Source organism: Candidatus Viadribacter manganicus, assembly GCF_001679665.1.
Classification (GTDB): domain Bacteria; phylum Pseudomonadota; class Alphaproteobacteria; order Caulobacterales; family Aquidulcibacteraceae; genus Vitreimonas; species Vitreimonas manganica.
The window spans coordinates 1401534-1418408 of the sequence record NZ_CP013244.1 but is presented as its reverse complement, the minus strand read 5'-3'; the positions used below and the strand labels follow the sequence as shown (position 1 = coordinate 1418408).

Annotated in this window: 8 protein-coding genes and 1 pseudogene; 7 read left to right on the top strand and 2 right to left on the bottom strand. The window is 58.9% G+C overall.

Going from position 1 to position 16875, the window contains the following annotated elements; translation table 11 throughout:
* Positions 1 to 11: 11 nt before the first annotated feature.
* Both ATE48_RS07330 and ATE48_RS07325 read right to left on the bottom strand, forming a co-directional pair.
* On the bottom strand, positions 12 to 2027 hold the full coding sequence (locus tag ATE48_RS07330) for a TonB-dependent receptor family protein (RefSeq protein WP_066769562.1): 2016 nt from the start codon (positions 2025 to 2027) through the stop codon (positions 12 to 14).
* Positions 2028 to 2108: 81 nt separating this feature from the next.
* Complete coding sequence (locus ATE48_RS07325; RefSeq protein WP_156767652.1) at positions 2109 to 2489, bottom strand: hypothetical protein; 381 nt, start codon at positions 2487 to 2489, stop codon at positions 2109 to 2111.
* A gap of 388 nt (positions 2490 to 2877) precedes the next feature.
* Between ATE48_RS07325 and ATE48_RS07315 the strand changes: the two genes are divergently transcribed.
* The 7 genes and pseudogenes from ATE48_RS07315 (at position 2878) to ATE48_RS20300 (ending at position 16875) form a co-directional block, all read left to right on the top strand.
* Positions 2878 to 3345: a globin domain-containing protein gene (locus tag ATE48_RS07315; RefSeq protein ID WP_066769556.1), complete on the top strand. Its 468-nt coding sequence runs from the start codon at positions 2878 to 2880 to the stop codon at positions 3343 to 3345.
* A 496-nt stretch (positions 3346 to 3841) separates the two neighbouring features.
* Positions 3842 to 4507 carry a heavy metal response regulator transcription factor gene (locus ATE48_RS07305; protein WP_066769547.1) on the top strand — a complete coding sequence of 222 codons (666 nt, stop codon included), beginning with the start codon at positions 3842 to 3844 and terminating at the stop codon, positions 4505 to 4507.
* Positions 4494 to 5990, top strand: a complete 1497-nt coding sequence (locus ATE48_RS07300) for a heavy metal sensor histidine kinase (protein ID WP_066769545.1) — start codon at positions 4494 to 4496, stop codon at positions 5988 to 5990. Before ATE48_RS07305 ends, ATE48_RS07300 begins: the two co-directional genes overlap by 14 nt.
* Positions 5991 to 6174: 184 nt before the next feature.
* The gene (locus ATE48_RS07295) at positions 6175 to 6840 is read left to right on the top strand and encodes a response regulator (protein ID WP_066769538.1); all 666 of its coding nucleotides are present in this window, start codon (positions 6175 to 6177) and stop codon (positions 6838 to 6840) included.
* 165 nt (positions 6841 to 7005) lie between these two features.
* Positions 7006 to 7260, top strand: coding sequence for a transposase (locus tag ATE48_RS07290; protein ID WP_066769535.1), 255 nt, complete (start codon positions 7006 to 7008; stop codon positions 7258 to 7260).
* 487 nt (positions 7261 to 7747) lie between these two features.
* Positions 7748 to 9925, top strand: a pseudogene (locus ATE48_RS07285) (multicopper oxidase domain-containing protein); the annotation flags it as partial.
* Positions 9926 to 10104: 179 nt separating this feature from the next.
* Entirely contained in the window at positions 10105 to 16875 is a 6771-nt protein-coding gene (locus ATE48_RS20300; RefSeq protein ID WP_066769529.1) for a peroxidase family protein, read from the top strand.

Below are 16875 nucleotides of genomic sequence, written 5' to 3'. Positions count from 1 at the left end.
ATTTGTCCTTGTCAGAAGCGATAAGCAACGCCGCCATAAACGGCGCGGCTTTCGCCGGGATAAAAGACTGCGGTGTTGGCGCCGGGTGCGCTGGCGTCGATGATAGCGCCGAACTCAGGGACGTAGGCTTCATCGGTAAGGTTGCGTGCATCGACGAAGAGCGAGACGCCATTGTCGAAGTCCCAGCCGGTGTTGAGCGAGACGATGGTGTAGCCGGGGGCTTTTAGCGTGTTTGCGTAGTCGACAAAGGTGTCGCTGGGACGCCATTCAATGTTTGGGGCTACGAACCAGCCTGAAGGGGCAGTGTAGCGCACCATGGCGCGATACTGGTGCTCAGGCGCCACCGGGATACGATTGTCGCCGTAGCTTGCGTCGGCGTCGAAGAAGAAGTCGGAGTAGGTGTAGCTCTGGCGCAAGAGCCAGCCTTCTGCGAACTCCCAATCGAGCGCAAACTCTACGCCTTGGTGCACGCTGGCGTCGGCGTTGAAAAAGCCGGCGGGGATGCCGACGCCGGGGTTGAAGCTCAAGAGCTCGTTTTCAAGCGTGGCGCGATAGAGCGTGACGTCCCACACGAGCGGGCCCGTTCTGCCACGCGCGCCGACCTCGCCGGTCCATGCTTCTTGCGGCTCTACTGGCACGAAGCCCGGCACAGGCGCCTGCACGAGTGCGCCATAGTGCGGTGGCTCAACCGAACGCGTGATGTTGGCGTAGACCTGTGCGCCATCGGCGCTTTCCCAGATGAGGCCGATGCGCGGCGCGAACCAGTCGAAGTCTTTTGACGCGTCGTTGGCGGAATTGAGGTGATCGGTGTAATCACGCGTTGCGCGTCCGTACGAACCGCCGGCGACGAGGGCGAGACGATCGTTCACGAAATAGCGGCCTTCGGCGAAGACATCGAGACCGGTCGCTCGCTGGCGGCTATCGCCGTTGATGGGGAAGAAGACTGGACCCAGCTGTTGATCGTTGTGTCCCTGGCGGTATGAGGCGCCCCAGTAGAGATCGGCGCGATGGCCGCCGAGTTCGCCGCTCCAGTCGAAGCGGCCGAAGCCGCCTTGGGTTTGGATCTTCTGTTCGATTTTGAGCGCGATCGGGTGATAAAGATCGGTGGCGGTGGCGTAGACGCCGCCTTCGAAGAGGGTGGCGTCGTTCAGACGCCAGCGTGTTTGCAGGCTGGCGCGCAAGACCGTTTGGTCGCGCTGCCAATTGGTGGCGACGGCGCCGCCATTGGCCGCCTCTGGCGTCGCCAGGGCTTGGGCGAGTGTCAGCGTTCCTGGCACGTCTTGTTCGATGTCGGCGCCATAAGCGATGAGGCGGATTTCGCGGTCGTCGCCGAAACTGTGGCCGATGTTCATCGTGCCGCGCAATTGTTCTTGCGCCGCATGGTCTCTGAAGCCGTCGCCTTGCATCGCGGTGACGGCAGCGAACCCGTCCCATTCGCCCCATTGCCGGGCGAATTGACCCGAGACGCGTTCGAAGTTGAATGATCCTGCTTCAGCGCGCAGCGCGTTTTCCGACTCTGCTGTGCGACCGTTCGGCGTGACGAAATTCAAGACGCCTCCCAATTGTGCGCCGCCAAAGCGCAGTGCGTTGCCGCCGCGATAAACTTCGAGGTAGCGCGCGGTGAGGGGATCGATTTTTTGAAAGTCGGAAAATCCGTCAGCGTCGGCGAACGGCACGCCGTCTTGGGCAAATAAGACACCGCGTTGGTGATAAGACTGGTCGATGCCGGAGCCTCGGATCGAGAAGCGTGATTCTTCGCCATAGCGGCGCTGCACGAGCACACCGGGAACATCGCGCAGAATGTCGGTCAGACCTGTGGCGGCGCGACCTTCATAGGCTTCGTTGGACACCACAGAGACTGCGCCCGGCGTGCGCGAGAGGCGTTCACGTGCTTCGGCGACGACGGGGGGATCTTCCGGATCGGGACGCGCGGTGACGATGATGGTGTCGGTGGTGACGGTTTGAGCAAGGCTCACGCTGGGCGTGAGCACGAGCGCGCCCACGAGCAGCGCTGATTTGAATGACATGATTGCATAGCCTGAGTGTCCGCTTGCCGCGGATGTGAGTTTACTCAGCCTGCGCCAGAGGCGCGGGCGCGAATTGAAGTCTCAGGCTTGGATTGGCGGACCGCGCGCAGGAAGCGGCGGCCCAGTGGCTTGATGGACGCCAACAGCGGCTTCGATGGGCGAAGCGGCATCGACGCTGGCAAACGTCGCCGGAGCGGAGATATAGGGTTGCACTTCCGCGAGCGCTGGAGCTGAGCCTAGTGCGAACGGACAATGTTGATCTGTCGAATCTCGGGCGGGCGTCGAACCGTGATCGAGGTTGAGAACGGCGGATGCACCGTCGCAGAGCACGATGGCGACTTGGCTGCCGGCGCTGGCGTCGAGCATGAAGCCGGGCGGCAACGACGCTTTGAACGTCAGCGCGAACAGTGCGAGCAACAGCCCCACTATTTGAATGCGCTGAAATATCCCCGCAGACCCCATGAGCGCATCGTTAGGCGCCAGGGTGCGAACTACCAAATGAATTCGCCAAACAGAGGCAATGCGCCGCGCCGCAATTGCGCTGGCGCGAGGACTATTGCGAGGCAACGCTTGCTTGCAGCGTTTTTAATAATCGACGGCAATTTGGACGACAGCGTCATCGCGGTGACAGCGGCCGGGGCAGGGCGCGGCAAGCTCTGGTCGATGCTGACGCAGCTTAGGCGCGCCCGCGCAACCACGCATGGGTCCCGCAATGTCTGGTCTCTCACCGTCTAGGGCAAGGCAGGTCTAACCCCGCTTGGCGGGCGAGCATAAGCTCGCCTGCGAGGCGCCATCGCAACTGCAGCCGTGTTCATTTGTGGTTAAGTGAACGGGCCACATTCAGACTGATATGTCGCCCGAACAGGCCGCCGAATTTCAGCGCTCCTTCGCCCACGTCCGACGCATTGGGCCGATTTTCGCCGCCACGTTCTATCGCGAGCTTTTTAGCGTTTCGCCGGGTTTGCGCATCTTGTTTGGCGCCGATCCGATCGAGCAGGGCAAACATTTGATGGGCGCATTAAGCCAAATCGTCGACGGCATTGACGCGCCGGAGGTGGTTTTGCCGTTCGCGCGCGCGCTTGGGGCGCGTCACGCCGACTATGGCGTTGAAGCGCGCCACTATATTGCCTTCGTCACAGCGCTGACGCGGACGCTGCGCCATGAACTCGCTGAGGAGTTTACCCCATCGGTGCGCGAGGCGTGGGCGGCGGCTATCACGCTTGTGTCGCAAACGATGATGGATGCGGCCCGAAGCGCGCGTGTCTTGGAGCCAGGAATTGCCTGCCCGGTCGGGGGTAGCGATCCAAGCATTCTATAGCACCCAGCGCTGATCTTGCTTGTGAAAGCTATTTTTTGTTGTGCGCGCATCCTTTGGGGGCGGGCGCTGATGTGGCTAGGCGTCTTATGAGCGCGTGCCGGCGACGTCGGAGCGCCTGGACAGAATGAGCCGACGGCCGATCGCGCCAACGCCGATTTGCCTTGCGACGAGTTTTGGACCTTTACCGATAGCGAACACGCAAGAGCGAGGACGAGGCATTTGCGGGTCGCCGCAAGCCGATGGCCGCGACGCATTCGCCCTCACCAGCATGGATGGCGTCATCATGCGCATTGCGCTCGCTTTCGTGCATCATGATCAGCGCCGGCCAGCAGGTCTATTTGACGCCATGTTCGAGGATGCCACGTCACCTTTCGTACAAACCCGATTGCGCCCAAAAGCGTCTGCCGCCACGCGGATTTGGCGTCAATTGCGCGTCCGGGTTGAAAGAGCGCGAACCATTGGCTCTGGGTGGTGATATAGCGCTTAGGAGTTCGTCATGCGTTTGCTGGTGATCGAAGATCAAGAGCAGACCGCCAAGTTGTTGCGACGCGGTCTTAACGAGGCCGGCTATCTCGTCGATGTGTGCTGCGATGGCGTTGATGGTTTAGGCAAGGCCAAGAGCGCCGCTTATGACCTTTTGATCCTCGATATCATGCTGCCCAAGTTGGATGGATGGGGGATCCTCGCCGGCTTGCGTGAAACTGATCGCGAAACACCGGTATTGGTTTTGACCGCGCGCGAGTCGATCGACGATCGTGTGCGTGGTCTCTCGCTCGGTGCGGATGATTATCTCATCAAGCCGTTTTCATTCGACGAACTGCTTGCGCGGGTGCGCGCGCTGCTGCGGCGGCGGAGCAGCTCCCAGACCGGGATCACCAAAATTGACGACTTCAGCTTCGATCCGATGCGTTTGACGGTGTGTCGTGGTGGTGTCTCGATCGACTTAACGGTGAAGGAAGTTCAGCTGCTTGAGCTTCTGGTTCGCCATCAAGGTGATGTTCTGTCGCGTGATTTCATTGCCGAGCACGTGTGGCAAATGAGTCTCGACAGTGAAAGCAACGTCATCGACGTCGCCATCGCCCGGTTGCGCAAGAAGCTCGATGATCCCTTCGAGCGCAAGCTCGTTCATACGGTCAAGGGGCGCGGCTATGTCTTTCGCTAGCCAATCTGGCACCATCGTCCGCGCCGCGCTCAACAAGAATGGATTGCTTGGCCAGCTCTTGCGCTGGCAGGCGCTTGCTCTTGTGCTGCTTGTCGGCAGCGTCTGTGTGACGCTCTATTTCGGCTTGGTTGCTCAAGCCAGTTCAATTGACGACCAAACTATGCAGAAGCGCTACATGACGGTGCGCGACCTGCTGAATTCGGAAGGCGACTGGGAAGTCTGGCTGGGGCACGAGGTCAGCGAGGACATGGAAGGACCTCGGCGGATTTTCGTGCGCGTTTTGTTGGATGATGGAAGCGTGCTTCAGCAGACGCCTGACATGCCGGCGGTGCTGCCAAGCACGGCGCTTGCGCACATTCAAGCGGGCCAGGAGGTTGTGCGTGGATTTGTGACCGCCAGCAGCGGCCGGCGGTTTCGTTACATGGTGGCTGAGGCGCCGGTTGTGATTGGCGGGGTCGCGCGCGCAGCGAGCGTGCAAATAGCGATCGACACCACTCTCGATGCATTGGTGTTGCGCCGTTTTGGGGTGCTGGTTGTGATCGTTGCGATTATAGCGCTCGTTACGACCACCATCTTTAGCGCTGTGTATTTCGCCCGTCTTTTGAAACCTCTTGAGCGGATGACCCAACAAGTCGCCGGAATTGATCAAAATAGTTTAAATAGTCGCCTTGAGACTGCAGGCATGACCGAGGAACTCTTTGTTCTAGGCGGCCAGTTTAACGCCATGCTCGATCGATTGCAGTGCGCGTATCAAAGACTTCGCCAGTACGCCGACAATGTGGCGCACGAGATCCGAACGCCGCTCAACAAACTTATTCTGGCGCTCAATGTCGCCGAACAGCAGGCGCGCAGTCCGGATGAATACCAAGCTTTGGTTGGGCGGCTCTCCGAGAACTGCCGTGAACTGAGCACATTGGTTGAGCGGCTGCTGTTCTTGGCGCGCGCTTCGAGCGGACAAACCGGCATCAGGCGTCAGTTGTTTGATCTGCAGGTTGAGTTGGAAAAAATTGGCGAGCTTTATCGGGCAAGCGCCTTGGAGGCGGGGGTAGATCTCACGGTCGCGTGCAGCGACCAGGTTGCGCTCAGCGCCGACCGCTCGCTTCTGCAACGCGCCATCACCAATCTTGTAGCAAACGCCATAGCGCACACGCCCGCAGGCGGCGAGGTGCGCTTGAGCGCACGCCAAATCGGCGGCATCGCTGAGATTGAGGTGACCGACACCGGAAGCGGCGTCGCCGACGCCGATCTGCCGTTTGTCTTCGACCGCTTTTACCGCGCCGATCCTAGCCGAACGGCCAATGGCAATATTGGTCTTGGCCTGCCAATCGCAAAGAGCATCGTTGATCTTCATGGCGGCGAGATTGTGCTTGAGCGTGCGCCCAGTGGCGGCGCTCGCGCGCGGATATCGCTACCCCTCGTTGGCGGCTATGGGCCGAATGTGGGGCACGAGGGGTTGGGGCCCCCTTTGCGTGAGCGAGCGTGAAGCGGCCTTGCGGTGCAGGCGCCATGGATCAAGCCGTCGTAAGCCCGGACTGGCTTTTGTATCGAGGCGATGGTGAAATTTCGCGCGCGCGGTTTGTGGCGAATGCGATGCGCTCGCGTTTGAGGTTAGAGCGCTGGCTCGCTGAACGTTCCATTGTAATTGTTCCCGCAGGGGAACGCTGTTCGTGAAAATTCTGGTTGTTGAGGACGATCCTCATATCGCGAACTCGCTTCAGCAGGGATTTCGCGAAGAAGGTTTCGTCGTAGACCTTGCACATGATGGGCACACGGCGCTGGAGCACATTCTCGCCGACCTTTGTGATCTTGTCGTTTTGGACGTGTCGTTGCCTGGTCTGGATGGCTGGGAGGTGCTGCGCCAAGTGCGCCGCAAAGGTCTTGACGTCCCGGTTATTCTGGTGACGGCGCGCGATGCATTGGATGACCGGGTCAAAGGCCTTTCAATTGGCGCCGATGATTATGTGGTTAAGCCGTTTGCGTTTTCCGAATTAACGGCGCGGGTGCGGGCGGTGTTGCGCCGCGGCGAGCGCAAATTCACCGAAGCGATCACTTATGAAGATCTCACCGTTGATCTGGTGCGTTCAAAAGTCAGTCGCTGCGGACAAGAGATCGCGCTCTCGCAAAAGGAATTGCAGTTGTTGGATCTGCTGATCCGCCATGCTGAGCGTGTGTTGTCGCGCAATTTCATCGCCGAGCGGGTGTGGGACATCACCTTCGACGGCGATAGCAATGTGGTCGACGTTTATGTCTGGCGCCTGCGCGCTAAGATCGACGAGCCGTTTGAGCGCAGATTTATTCATACGGTGCGCGGGCGAGGCTATGTGTTTCGTTGACAGCGAACAGGCTTTGTAGTGTAACCTATGTTACAAGCCGGTGTGCGGACTTTGCCTTAGCTCTCCCCAAAAATTACAGTTCACTAATCTGGCTGTAATGGCGCTGTTAGGCGTGCGCCTTAAGCTCCCTCGCTGAGATTAGAACGATCTCTCGGGGGAGAGGCCATGCGTTGGAAGTGGCATTCAGCAGAAAGCATTGTGTCTATTTTGGCAGACGTGCGCGCGCATATGGATGCGGGCAAGAGCCAACGCGAAGCGATTGAAGCCACTGGGATTTCGGTTGCGACCTATCATCGTTGGAAGCAGCGTTACGAAAGCCTTGGACCTTTTCAGGTCAGCCAATTGCGTCAGCTTGTGGTTGAGAACGCGCGCTTGCGTCGTGCGCTTGCAGAATTGGACAGCCCGCTCCAAGCCAGCTGATGGGTCGGCCAAGGCGTCGATGCATTAAGACCAAAGTCCAAGATCACGAATTAAAGCTTCAAGCGACGCGCGCTTTTGCGGCGTCGCTTTTTTGCGCCTGTTATTTTAATTTGAGGGGCGCTTTGATGGCGCGGCGCGCCGGGTGGTCAGCTGGGCGGTCGGAAGCGAAGGTGTAGAGCATCGCCAAGACGCTAAGCGCTCAGCTTCAGGTTCTTGCAAGCTAGATTGTCTTTGCGGCGCCTGATGCGTTTTAACAACGCTTGCCTAAATCACGCACGAAAATTGAGACTGTTCTCAATTTAAAGCGCGGCTGAGGTGTGCCCGATAGCGCGCCTTCGAATTTGTTCCTTTCTAAGCAACTTGTCATTTTCGAAAAGTTCCGAAGGAGGAACGGATGAGGGTTGGGCCCAATAGCCGGCGCAAGATGTTCGCGTTTGGCTTAATTGCGTCGTTTGCGCAGATTGGTGTGGCGCTGGCGCAGGATATTCCAACGGGCGGTTCGCCAAGTCCGCTCTTTGGGGCCCAGCCCTTTACCCAGCCGGTCTTGCTGTTTGAAGAATTTGGCACCCAGCCGATGCCGGGCTCGGCCTGCACCAATTGTGCGCCGCTGCCGCCAGCGCGGTCTTGCCAGAGTGGGCCCGATGGGGCGGCGCTCGATGCATTCTTGCGTCAACCGCTTTGGCCGGCGCCGACGCGCGAAGCCAATACTTCGCGGCCCAATTATTGGGCTTCGATGATTGGCGGCTGCGTGCGTCCTTTGGCGACGAGCGCGGTTGAAGGGCGCCCGCCCGGCGAGTGGTTTGCGCACCAGCGTTGGAGCGAATTCCAGCCGCGCGCTTATTTTCAATCGGCGATGACTGGCGCGCGCACCAATAATGGTCTGCGCGATGCTTGGCAGCGCCACCATTTTACGGTGGGCGAGTTCCGTCGCGGCGGGCTTTATTATCGCGGCGGCACCAATCGCAATCTGCAAGTCCGCTTCCATCCGAATTTCCCGGTTCAACAACCCAATTCGGTTTGGACGTTTGACGGCACCATGCCGCCGAAGCTTTTGATGGCGCGCGTTGGCGAGCCGATTATGTTCCGTCACTTTAATGCGCTGCCGATCGATCCGGCCGCCAATAATGGTTTTGGCGCACACACGATTTCGACCCACGAGCATAACGGCCACAACCCGGCTGAAAGCGATGGCTTTGCCGGCGCCTTCTTCTTTCCGGGGCAGTTTTACGATTATCGCTGGCCGATGCAGCTTGCCGGTTATGACAGCATCAACACCAACGCATCAGATCCTCGCGCCGGCTATCCAAATGGCGCAGGCGGTGTGACGCGTATTCGCGGCGACTGGCGTGAGACCATGTCAACCCATTGGTTCCACGACCACATGCTCGATTACACCGCCCAGAACGTCTACAAGGGCAACGCTGCAATGATGAATTATTACAGCGCAGTCGATCGTGGCCGCGAAGGCTTCCAGTGCAATTATTCCAACCCCAACAACGCCAATCTGTGCTTGCCAAGCGGCACCGGACTGGATTGGGGCAACCGCGATTACGACGTTAACCTCGTCATCGCCGACAAGGCATGGGACGCTAACGGTCAGCTTTGGTTCAATCCGTTCAACACCGATGGCTTCTTGGGCGATCGGGTTTTGGTGAACTGGACTTGGATGCCTTATCTTGATGTGCGCGCGCGTCGCTATCGGTTCCGCATTCTGAACGGGGCGGTGTCGCGTAACTTCCAATTTGCATTGGTGACCCAGACCGGTGCGCGGGTGCCGTTCCACATGGTCGCCAACGACGGCAACATCATGGAGCATGCGGTTCGCTTCCCGAACGCCCAATCGCAGGATTTGCCCGAGCAGGCGATTGCAGAACGCTACGACATCGTCGTCGATTTTGCGCAATTCCGCGCCGGCGATCGGCTCTATCTTGTGAACCTGCTTGAGCATCAGACTGGCAGGGGTCCCCAGCGCACTGTGCCTTTGGCCGATGTGCTGAGCGGGCGTTATGACGGGCGCGATCCAGCTGTCGGGCGGATCATGGAATTGCGCGTCCAATCTTATACCGGCCGCGATCAGAGCATGAACCCGGCTCAATACGAGGAAGGCGGGCGCGTTATGATCCCGCGTCCAACACCGCCGGCCGATGTGCTGCAGACGGCTGTTCGCCGCGATTTCGAGTTCGCCCGCTCAGGCGGCACCGATAACGCGCCGTGGACGATCCGCACCAATGGCGGGGCAGGTCTTACTGCCGACGTTCACCGTGTTTCGGCCGCGCCAACTCAAGGCCAGTGGGAAATCTGGACCTTGCATAGCGGCGGTGGTTGGCAACACCCGGTGCATATCCACTTTGAAGAGGGGCGGATCTTGACCCGCGATGGTGCGCCGCCGCCGATCTGGGAGCGCTGGGCGCGCAAGGATGTCTTCCGCGTCGGTGAAAATCCAACCGGCCATTCCAGTAGCGCGGTGGAAGTGCTCATTCGTTTTCGCGAATTTATGGGCACCTTCGTTGAGCACTGCCACAACACCCAGCATGAGGATCATGCGATGCTGTTGCGATGGGATTTGCGTTCACCAGGTCAAGTGATCGCCATTCCAACGCCGATCCCCGATTGGGAAGGGGTCTATTATGAGCCGTCGGCGGATCTGCAAACGCAGGCGAATTAAGACCCTCGACACTGCGTGAAAAATGAATGGCGGCGCTGAGCAATCAGCGCCGCCGCTTTTTTGCGCCGCGCCCGCGCGCAATTCTCAATTTAGTTCGTCCAACAGAAGCAAGCGATGGTGGCGCGCCCGCTTTATTCCTTTGATCGATGGGTTTTTCACACCTGTTTGGTGGGGCGCCTATGCCGGTTAGTTTCAATCGTTCGGATCTTGAGTTTCTTTTGCAGCAGATCCGGATGGCCGAGACCGGTCAGGCCCCGGTCAATGTGCATCTGCCGTTCGGTTTGCGTGCGGTTGACGGCTCCAACAACAATCTGGTGCCAGGGCAGAGCTCTTACGGTTCAGCCGATCAGACGTTTCCAACTGTCGGCGCGCAGGTGTTTCGCACCGTCTTGGTTAATGTCGACGGCACCTTGTTTGATCCACATCCGGGCGTCGCTGGCGATTTCATTTCCACCTCTTACGCCCAAACCAGCGTCGACCCTTCGGCCAATCCGTTCGCTGATCCAACGACCGCGGGCATCGTGGTTGACGGCGCGCCGCGCACGATCAGCAATCTCATTGCCGACCAGAGCATCAACAATCCGGCGGCGCTGCTCACCACGCAGCAATTTTTCGCGCAATTAGGCGATGGCTACAGCGTCCAAAACACGCTGCCAGGTTATGATCCCAATTCGCTTTTCATCGGCAACATCACCCCGGATGCGGGGCTTTCAGCGCCGTTCAATACTTGGATGGCGTTCTTTGGTCAGTTCTTCGACCATGGCCTTGATCTCATCACCAAGGGTGGATCGGGGACGGTGTTTATCCCACTGGCGCCGGATGATCCTTTGCGCACGCTTGGGCCTGACGGGGTCGCCGGCACCGGCGATGAGGTGCCGGATTCACGCGCCTTTATGGTGCTGACGCGGGCCACCAATCAGGCCGGCGCCGACGGTCTTTTGGGCACTGCCGACGATATTCACGCCAACACCAATACGACAACGCCCTTCGTCGACCAAAACCAGACCTATTCATCGCATCCTTCGCACCAGGTGTTCTTGCGTCAGTATCAGCAGGGCTCGGATGGCGTGTTGCACGCCACCGGCCGATTGCTGGACAGCGTGAGTGCGCTTGATGGCTCTCATCACATGCCGACATGGGCCGACATCAAGGCCAACGCCTTGCTGCTTGGCATCATCTTGACCGATGAAGACGTCCATAACGTGCCGCTTTTGGCGACCGATGCTTATGGCAACTTCCTCGCCGGTCCAAACGGTCATGTGCAGATCGTCGTCGTCAACGCCGATGGCTCTTATGGCCTGGTGGAATTGGATCCGTTAGCGCCGGTGCTTTTACCAGCTAACGTGGCGCGCACCGATCATGCCTTCTTGAACGACATCGCCAATGGCGCAGCGCCCAGCCAACCTGGAGCGGGCGGGACCCATCTGTTAGCCGACCTCGATAACGTCGCCGGCGGCGCCCCGCCGGCGCCTGGCTATTACGATGATGAATTGTTGAACGCCCATTATGTGGCCGGCGATGGCCGCGCCAATGAAAATATTGGTCTGTCGGCGGTTCACGACATCTTCCACCTTGAGCACAATCGCCTGGTTGAGCAGATCAAAGCGTTGGTGCGCGCAGAACTCGCCGGCGGCGACAGCGCCTTTGCACTCAATTGGGTGCTGCCGGGCGCCAATCTTTTTGACGGCATTCAAGACAATGAATGGAATGGCGAGCGGCTTTTCCAGGCGGCGAAATTCGGCACCGAGACCCAATACCAGCACCTTGTCTTTGAAGAATTCGCCCGCAAGATCGCCCCGACCATCCATCTGTTCGGCAATGTCGATATCCACCTTGATGCGGCGATAACCTCCGAATTCGCCAATGCGGTCTATCGCTTTGGCCATTCGATGTTGAATGAAAATATGCCGCGCTATGTCATCGGCGCTGATGGGACGCCGGTCATCGACACGGCCCGTTGGCTAGATGCGAGCGGACATCCGACCTCGACCGACACCGGCATCGCCAATCCCAATTTTGGTCATCCGGTCTTGAACGACATCGGCCTCATCGAGGCTTTCTTAAATCCGCTTGAATACGCCGCCCGCGGCGCCGGCGCCGCCGGCGAAATCGTCTTGGGCACGGTCAATCAAATCGGCAACGAGATCGACGAATTCGTCACCGGCGCCTTGCGCAACAATCTTTTGGGTCTGCCGCTTGATCTTGCCGCGCTCAACATCGCCCGCGGGCGCGATACCGGCGTGCCGCCGCTCAATCTTTTGCGCGCGCAGCTCTATGTGGCGACGCAGGATACATCGCTGAAGCCGTATTCAAGTTGGGCCGAGTTTGGCGCCTTCTTGAAGCATGCGGCCTCATTGATCAATTTCGTTGCAGCTTACGGCACCCATGCGTCGGTTTCGGCGGCGACGACGATGGAGCAAAAGCGCGCGGCGGCGCTTGATCTTGTCATCAAGGGTCTTGATGAGGCCAATAAAAATTCAACTGATGCCGGCTTGAAGGACGCTTATGACTTCATGCACAGCCTTGGCGCCTACGCCAATGATCTTGCTAATCCGCTCTCAGTGCATGCAACTTGGAGCACGGGCTCGATCACCGGCGTCGACACCATCGATCTTTGGATCGGCGGGCTTGCTGAAAAACAAAATCTCTTCGGCGGTCTTCTGGGTTCGACTTTCAATTTCATTTTCGAAACCCAGCTTGAAAACCTGCAAGACGGCGACCGCTTCTATTATCTGCCGCGGATTGAGGGGCTGCACTGGGGCGCGGAGATCGAAGGCAATAGTTTTGCCTCGATGATCATGGCCAATACCGGCATTCGTCACTTGCCGGCCAGTATTTTCCTGACGCCTGAATATGTGATCGAAGCTTCAACTTATTTTGTCCGCGACGCCGACGGTAATTTTGTTCTGGACGGCGCCGGCAATCGCATCGCCACCGACGCCTCGACCTGGCTTCGCAACCCGGTGACCGGGGCGCTCTTGGTCGAAGTGCTGCCGGGCGGGGCGGTGCATTTCATCGGCGATGATAATTTCTTTGGCAACACCATCGTGCTGGGCGGCACCGAGGGGAACGATTGGCTGATGGCCGGCAATGCCGATGACGATACTGTCTGGGGCGATGGCGGCGATGACATTATCGACGGCGGCAATGGCAATGACCAATTGTTCGGCGGCGATGGCAATGATCTGATCACCGACACCGGCGGCAATGACATCATTCATGGCGAGGCCGGCAATGATCAGGTGTTTGCCGGCGCTGGCGATGACATCGTCTTTGGCGGCGACGGCGCTGACATCATCGATGGCGGCATGGGCTTTGACGCCATAAGTGGCGGGACCGGCAACGACATTATTCGCGGCGGTGAAGATGATGACGAACTCATCGGCAATGAGGGCGATGACTGGATCGAAGGTGGGTTAGGCGGCGATCTTATGGTCGGCGATGCCGGCGCCCCGACCGGGCAAGTGCCGCTTTACGCCGCCAATGATGTGCTGATCGGCGGCGCCGGCGGTGATCGCATGCAGGGCTTTTCGGGCGATGACATCATGCTCGGCCTTGGCGGCTTTGACACCTTTGACGGCCGCTTGGGTTTTGACTGGGCAAGTTTTGAACAAGAAACCCAAGCCGTCAGCGCCGATCTAAGTCGCGCCGCCTTTATCGCCCAAGCAGGCGCGCCAGCCGGCGATGCGATCCGCGATGTCTTCATTGAAACCGAAGGCGTCAGTGGCACGCGCTATAACGACATCTTGTTGGGTTCCAATCCAAATGTCTTGGATCCGCTCTTCAATGCGCTCACCAACGTCAATTTGATTTTCGGATTACAGGGCTTTTTTGCGCCGGGTGCAGTGAACTTCTCCGGCGGCAATATCATGCTGGGCGGCGATGGCAGCGACTTCATCATGGGCCGCGGCGGCAACGACATCATTGATGGCGATGCATGGCTTCACGTCGAACTCACCAGCGACGGTCAGATTTTCCGGGAAATCCGCACCGACATCACGACCGGTGATGTCGATGTTGCGGTCTATAACGACGTCTTTGCCAATTATACGATTTCGGGTCCGGACGCGCAGGGCTTTTATACGGTTTCGCACAACCAGGTGTCGCCCGGCGTTGTTGGCCTGATTAGCGATGGCGTTGACCGGGTGCGCAATATTGAGCGCCTGCAATTTCTAGATCAGACCGTTGTTCTAGACCAAAGCCCCAACGCCAATCGTTTGCCGACGGGCGCTATTCAAGTCACTGATTTGAGCAATCTGCCGGTCGCGACGCCGGTTGTCGGTCAGCCCTTGTCGTTCACCTCAAATATTGGCGATCCCGACGGCATTGTCGCCGGCTCGATGCATTATCAATGGCAATATCTAGATCCGGTCGCGGTTGGCGGCGGTCAGCCGGTTTGGGTCGACATTACCGGCGCAACCGGGGCTGAATTCATCCCAACGCTTTCGTTGCTGGGTGAACAATTGCGCGTGGTTGCAACCTATACCGACGGTCTGGGTTTCGTTGAGCATGTGAATTCAAACCCGACCAATTTGGTCCTCCAGCCGACCGGGGTAAACACAGCGCCATTTGTTGTACAACAACAAGGTCTTGTTGGATTGCCCGATACGGCCGCGCGCGCCGGCGCGCCGATCAATTTGTTCTTGCCGCTGACCCAAGTCTTTGGCGACAACGAGACCGCCTCGTCTTTGCTTCACTATACGGCGACGCTTGCCAATGGCGCGGCTTTGTCGACGGTGGGGCTCACTTTCACCTTGCTGTCTGACGGTTTGGGTGGGGTGACGGGCGCGGTCATCACCGGTGTGTTGACGACGCCTGGACCGGTGTCGATCACCGTGCACGCAGCCGATACTCCCCCGATCGGTTCGCCGCCGACGCCTTTGACGGTGACCGACACCTTTGTCATCAATGTGCTGCAGGGCAATCGCGCGCCGGTCGCTGGGCCTACGCAGATTTTCCTGGGCTCAGAAGATGTTCAATTGGTCGGTCAATTGTCATCCGCCAGCGATCCTGATGGCGATCAAATTGCGTATCGGCTGGTCACCAATTCGGCGCAGCATGGCGCGGTTACGTTCTTTGATCCGGCAAGTGGCGTTTTTGCATTCCAAGGCAGTGAAGATTATGCCGGACCTGCAAGCTTCCAATATTATGTGACCGATGGTGCGCTCAACAGCGCTCCAGTTACGGTGACGATCAATTTGGCGCCGGTGAATGACGGCGCAGCGCCGTTTACGATGACCGGATCGGGCGCTGTTGGTCAGGTGGTGACCGCCTTGATCGGTGTCGATCCAGACGGGCCTTGGGATCCAGCCTTGGCCGTTTATCGCTGGTTCCGCGATGGAGTGCTCATCGATGGCGCGGTGGGCGCTGATTATCTCATCCAGCTTGCCGATCAGGGCCATGTCTTGTCGGTGGAGGCAACTTATGTCGACGCCCAAGGCTTTAGCGCCACGGTGATGACCGGCGCGACCGCGCCGATCGGACGCTTTGGTTTTGGACCGCTTGCCGGCGTTGCCACGCCCACGCTCAGTGTTTTCAGCACGCTTGTTGATCCGGACGGCGCGCCTTTGCCTGAGGCGGTGTTCATCGATTGGGAAGTCTCGGCGGATGGCTTGATCTGGGACTTTGCCCCGTTTGGACGTTTGAGCGCTGATGGGACAAGTTTGACCCAGCCCAATGCGACCTCGCAATTTGTGCGCGCGACCATGACCTATATCGATGGCATGGGAAATCTTGAGGTTGTGACCTCCGACCCGATGCGGGTGACGGTTGGCGGCTCAAGCGGCGCCACCTTCAATGGCGGCGCTGATCGCGACATCATCTATGGCCTGGGCGGTGTTGATACTTTGAATGGCGGCGCCGGTGACGACATCATCATTGGCGGTCTTGGCTCTGACAATATGAGCGGCGGCGATGGCAATGATGAGTTCATTTATCTCATCGGCGACGGCGCTGACGCCTTCAATGGCGGGGCGGGATTTGATGCGTTGCGCATCACCGGCACAAGCGGCGGCGAGACGCTAAACGCTGTGGTGTTCAATGGCGCCCTCTCGCGCATGCAGAGCGGCACGCTTTCAAGCATAGAAATGGTGTTCGTCGATCTTGGCGGCGGCATCGACACGTTGAGCTTTGCCAGCACGCTTGCCGGCTCGGATGTGTCGGTCAGCCTGCTTTTGGGCATGGCGACAGGCTTTAGCCGCGTCGTTGGCGTTGAGAATGTGACCGGCGGCGCCGGCAATGACACGCTCGGCGGCGATGACGCCAATAACATTATCCGCGGCGGCGCCGGCAATGACGCCATCTTTGGCGGCCTCGGCGCCGATACGCTTTTGGGCGAGGGCGGCAATGATCGGTTCATCGCCAGTGTTGGCGATGGCGATGATGCTTATACCGGCGGCGCCGGGGTCGACACGCTTGATTTGTCCGGAACCAGCGCCGGCGCCAACGTCAATCTCATCACCGGTCTTGCCAGCAGCGCCGACATTGGCGCCGATACTTTGGCGACGATTGAAAACATTATCGGCGGCTCTGGCGCGGATGTGTTTGTCGCCTCGACGGTGCGCAATATTTTCACCGGTGGTGCAGGCGCTGATGTGTTTACATTCCAGACCCGTCAAGGCGCCGGCAACGGGGCGGCGAACCGCGATATCATCACCGACTTTGTACACTTGTCGGATCGCATCGATATCAGCGCCATCGATGCCGACACCCGCGGTATTGCGGCGGCGAACGGGGTGCAGCATTTCATCTTCGATGGCTTCATCAATGCCGGCGCGGCGGCCGTCGGCCACATCGGCTATCATTATGAGACGGTGAACGGCGTTGAATATACAGTGATCGAAGCCAATGTGCGCGCCGCCACGAATGGCGATACGACAATGGACTTCCAGATTGCGCTTGAAGGGCATTTGACCTTGACCAGCGCCGATTTCATTTTGGGCGGCGGCTAA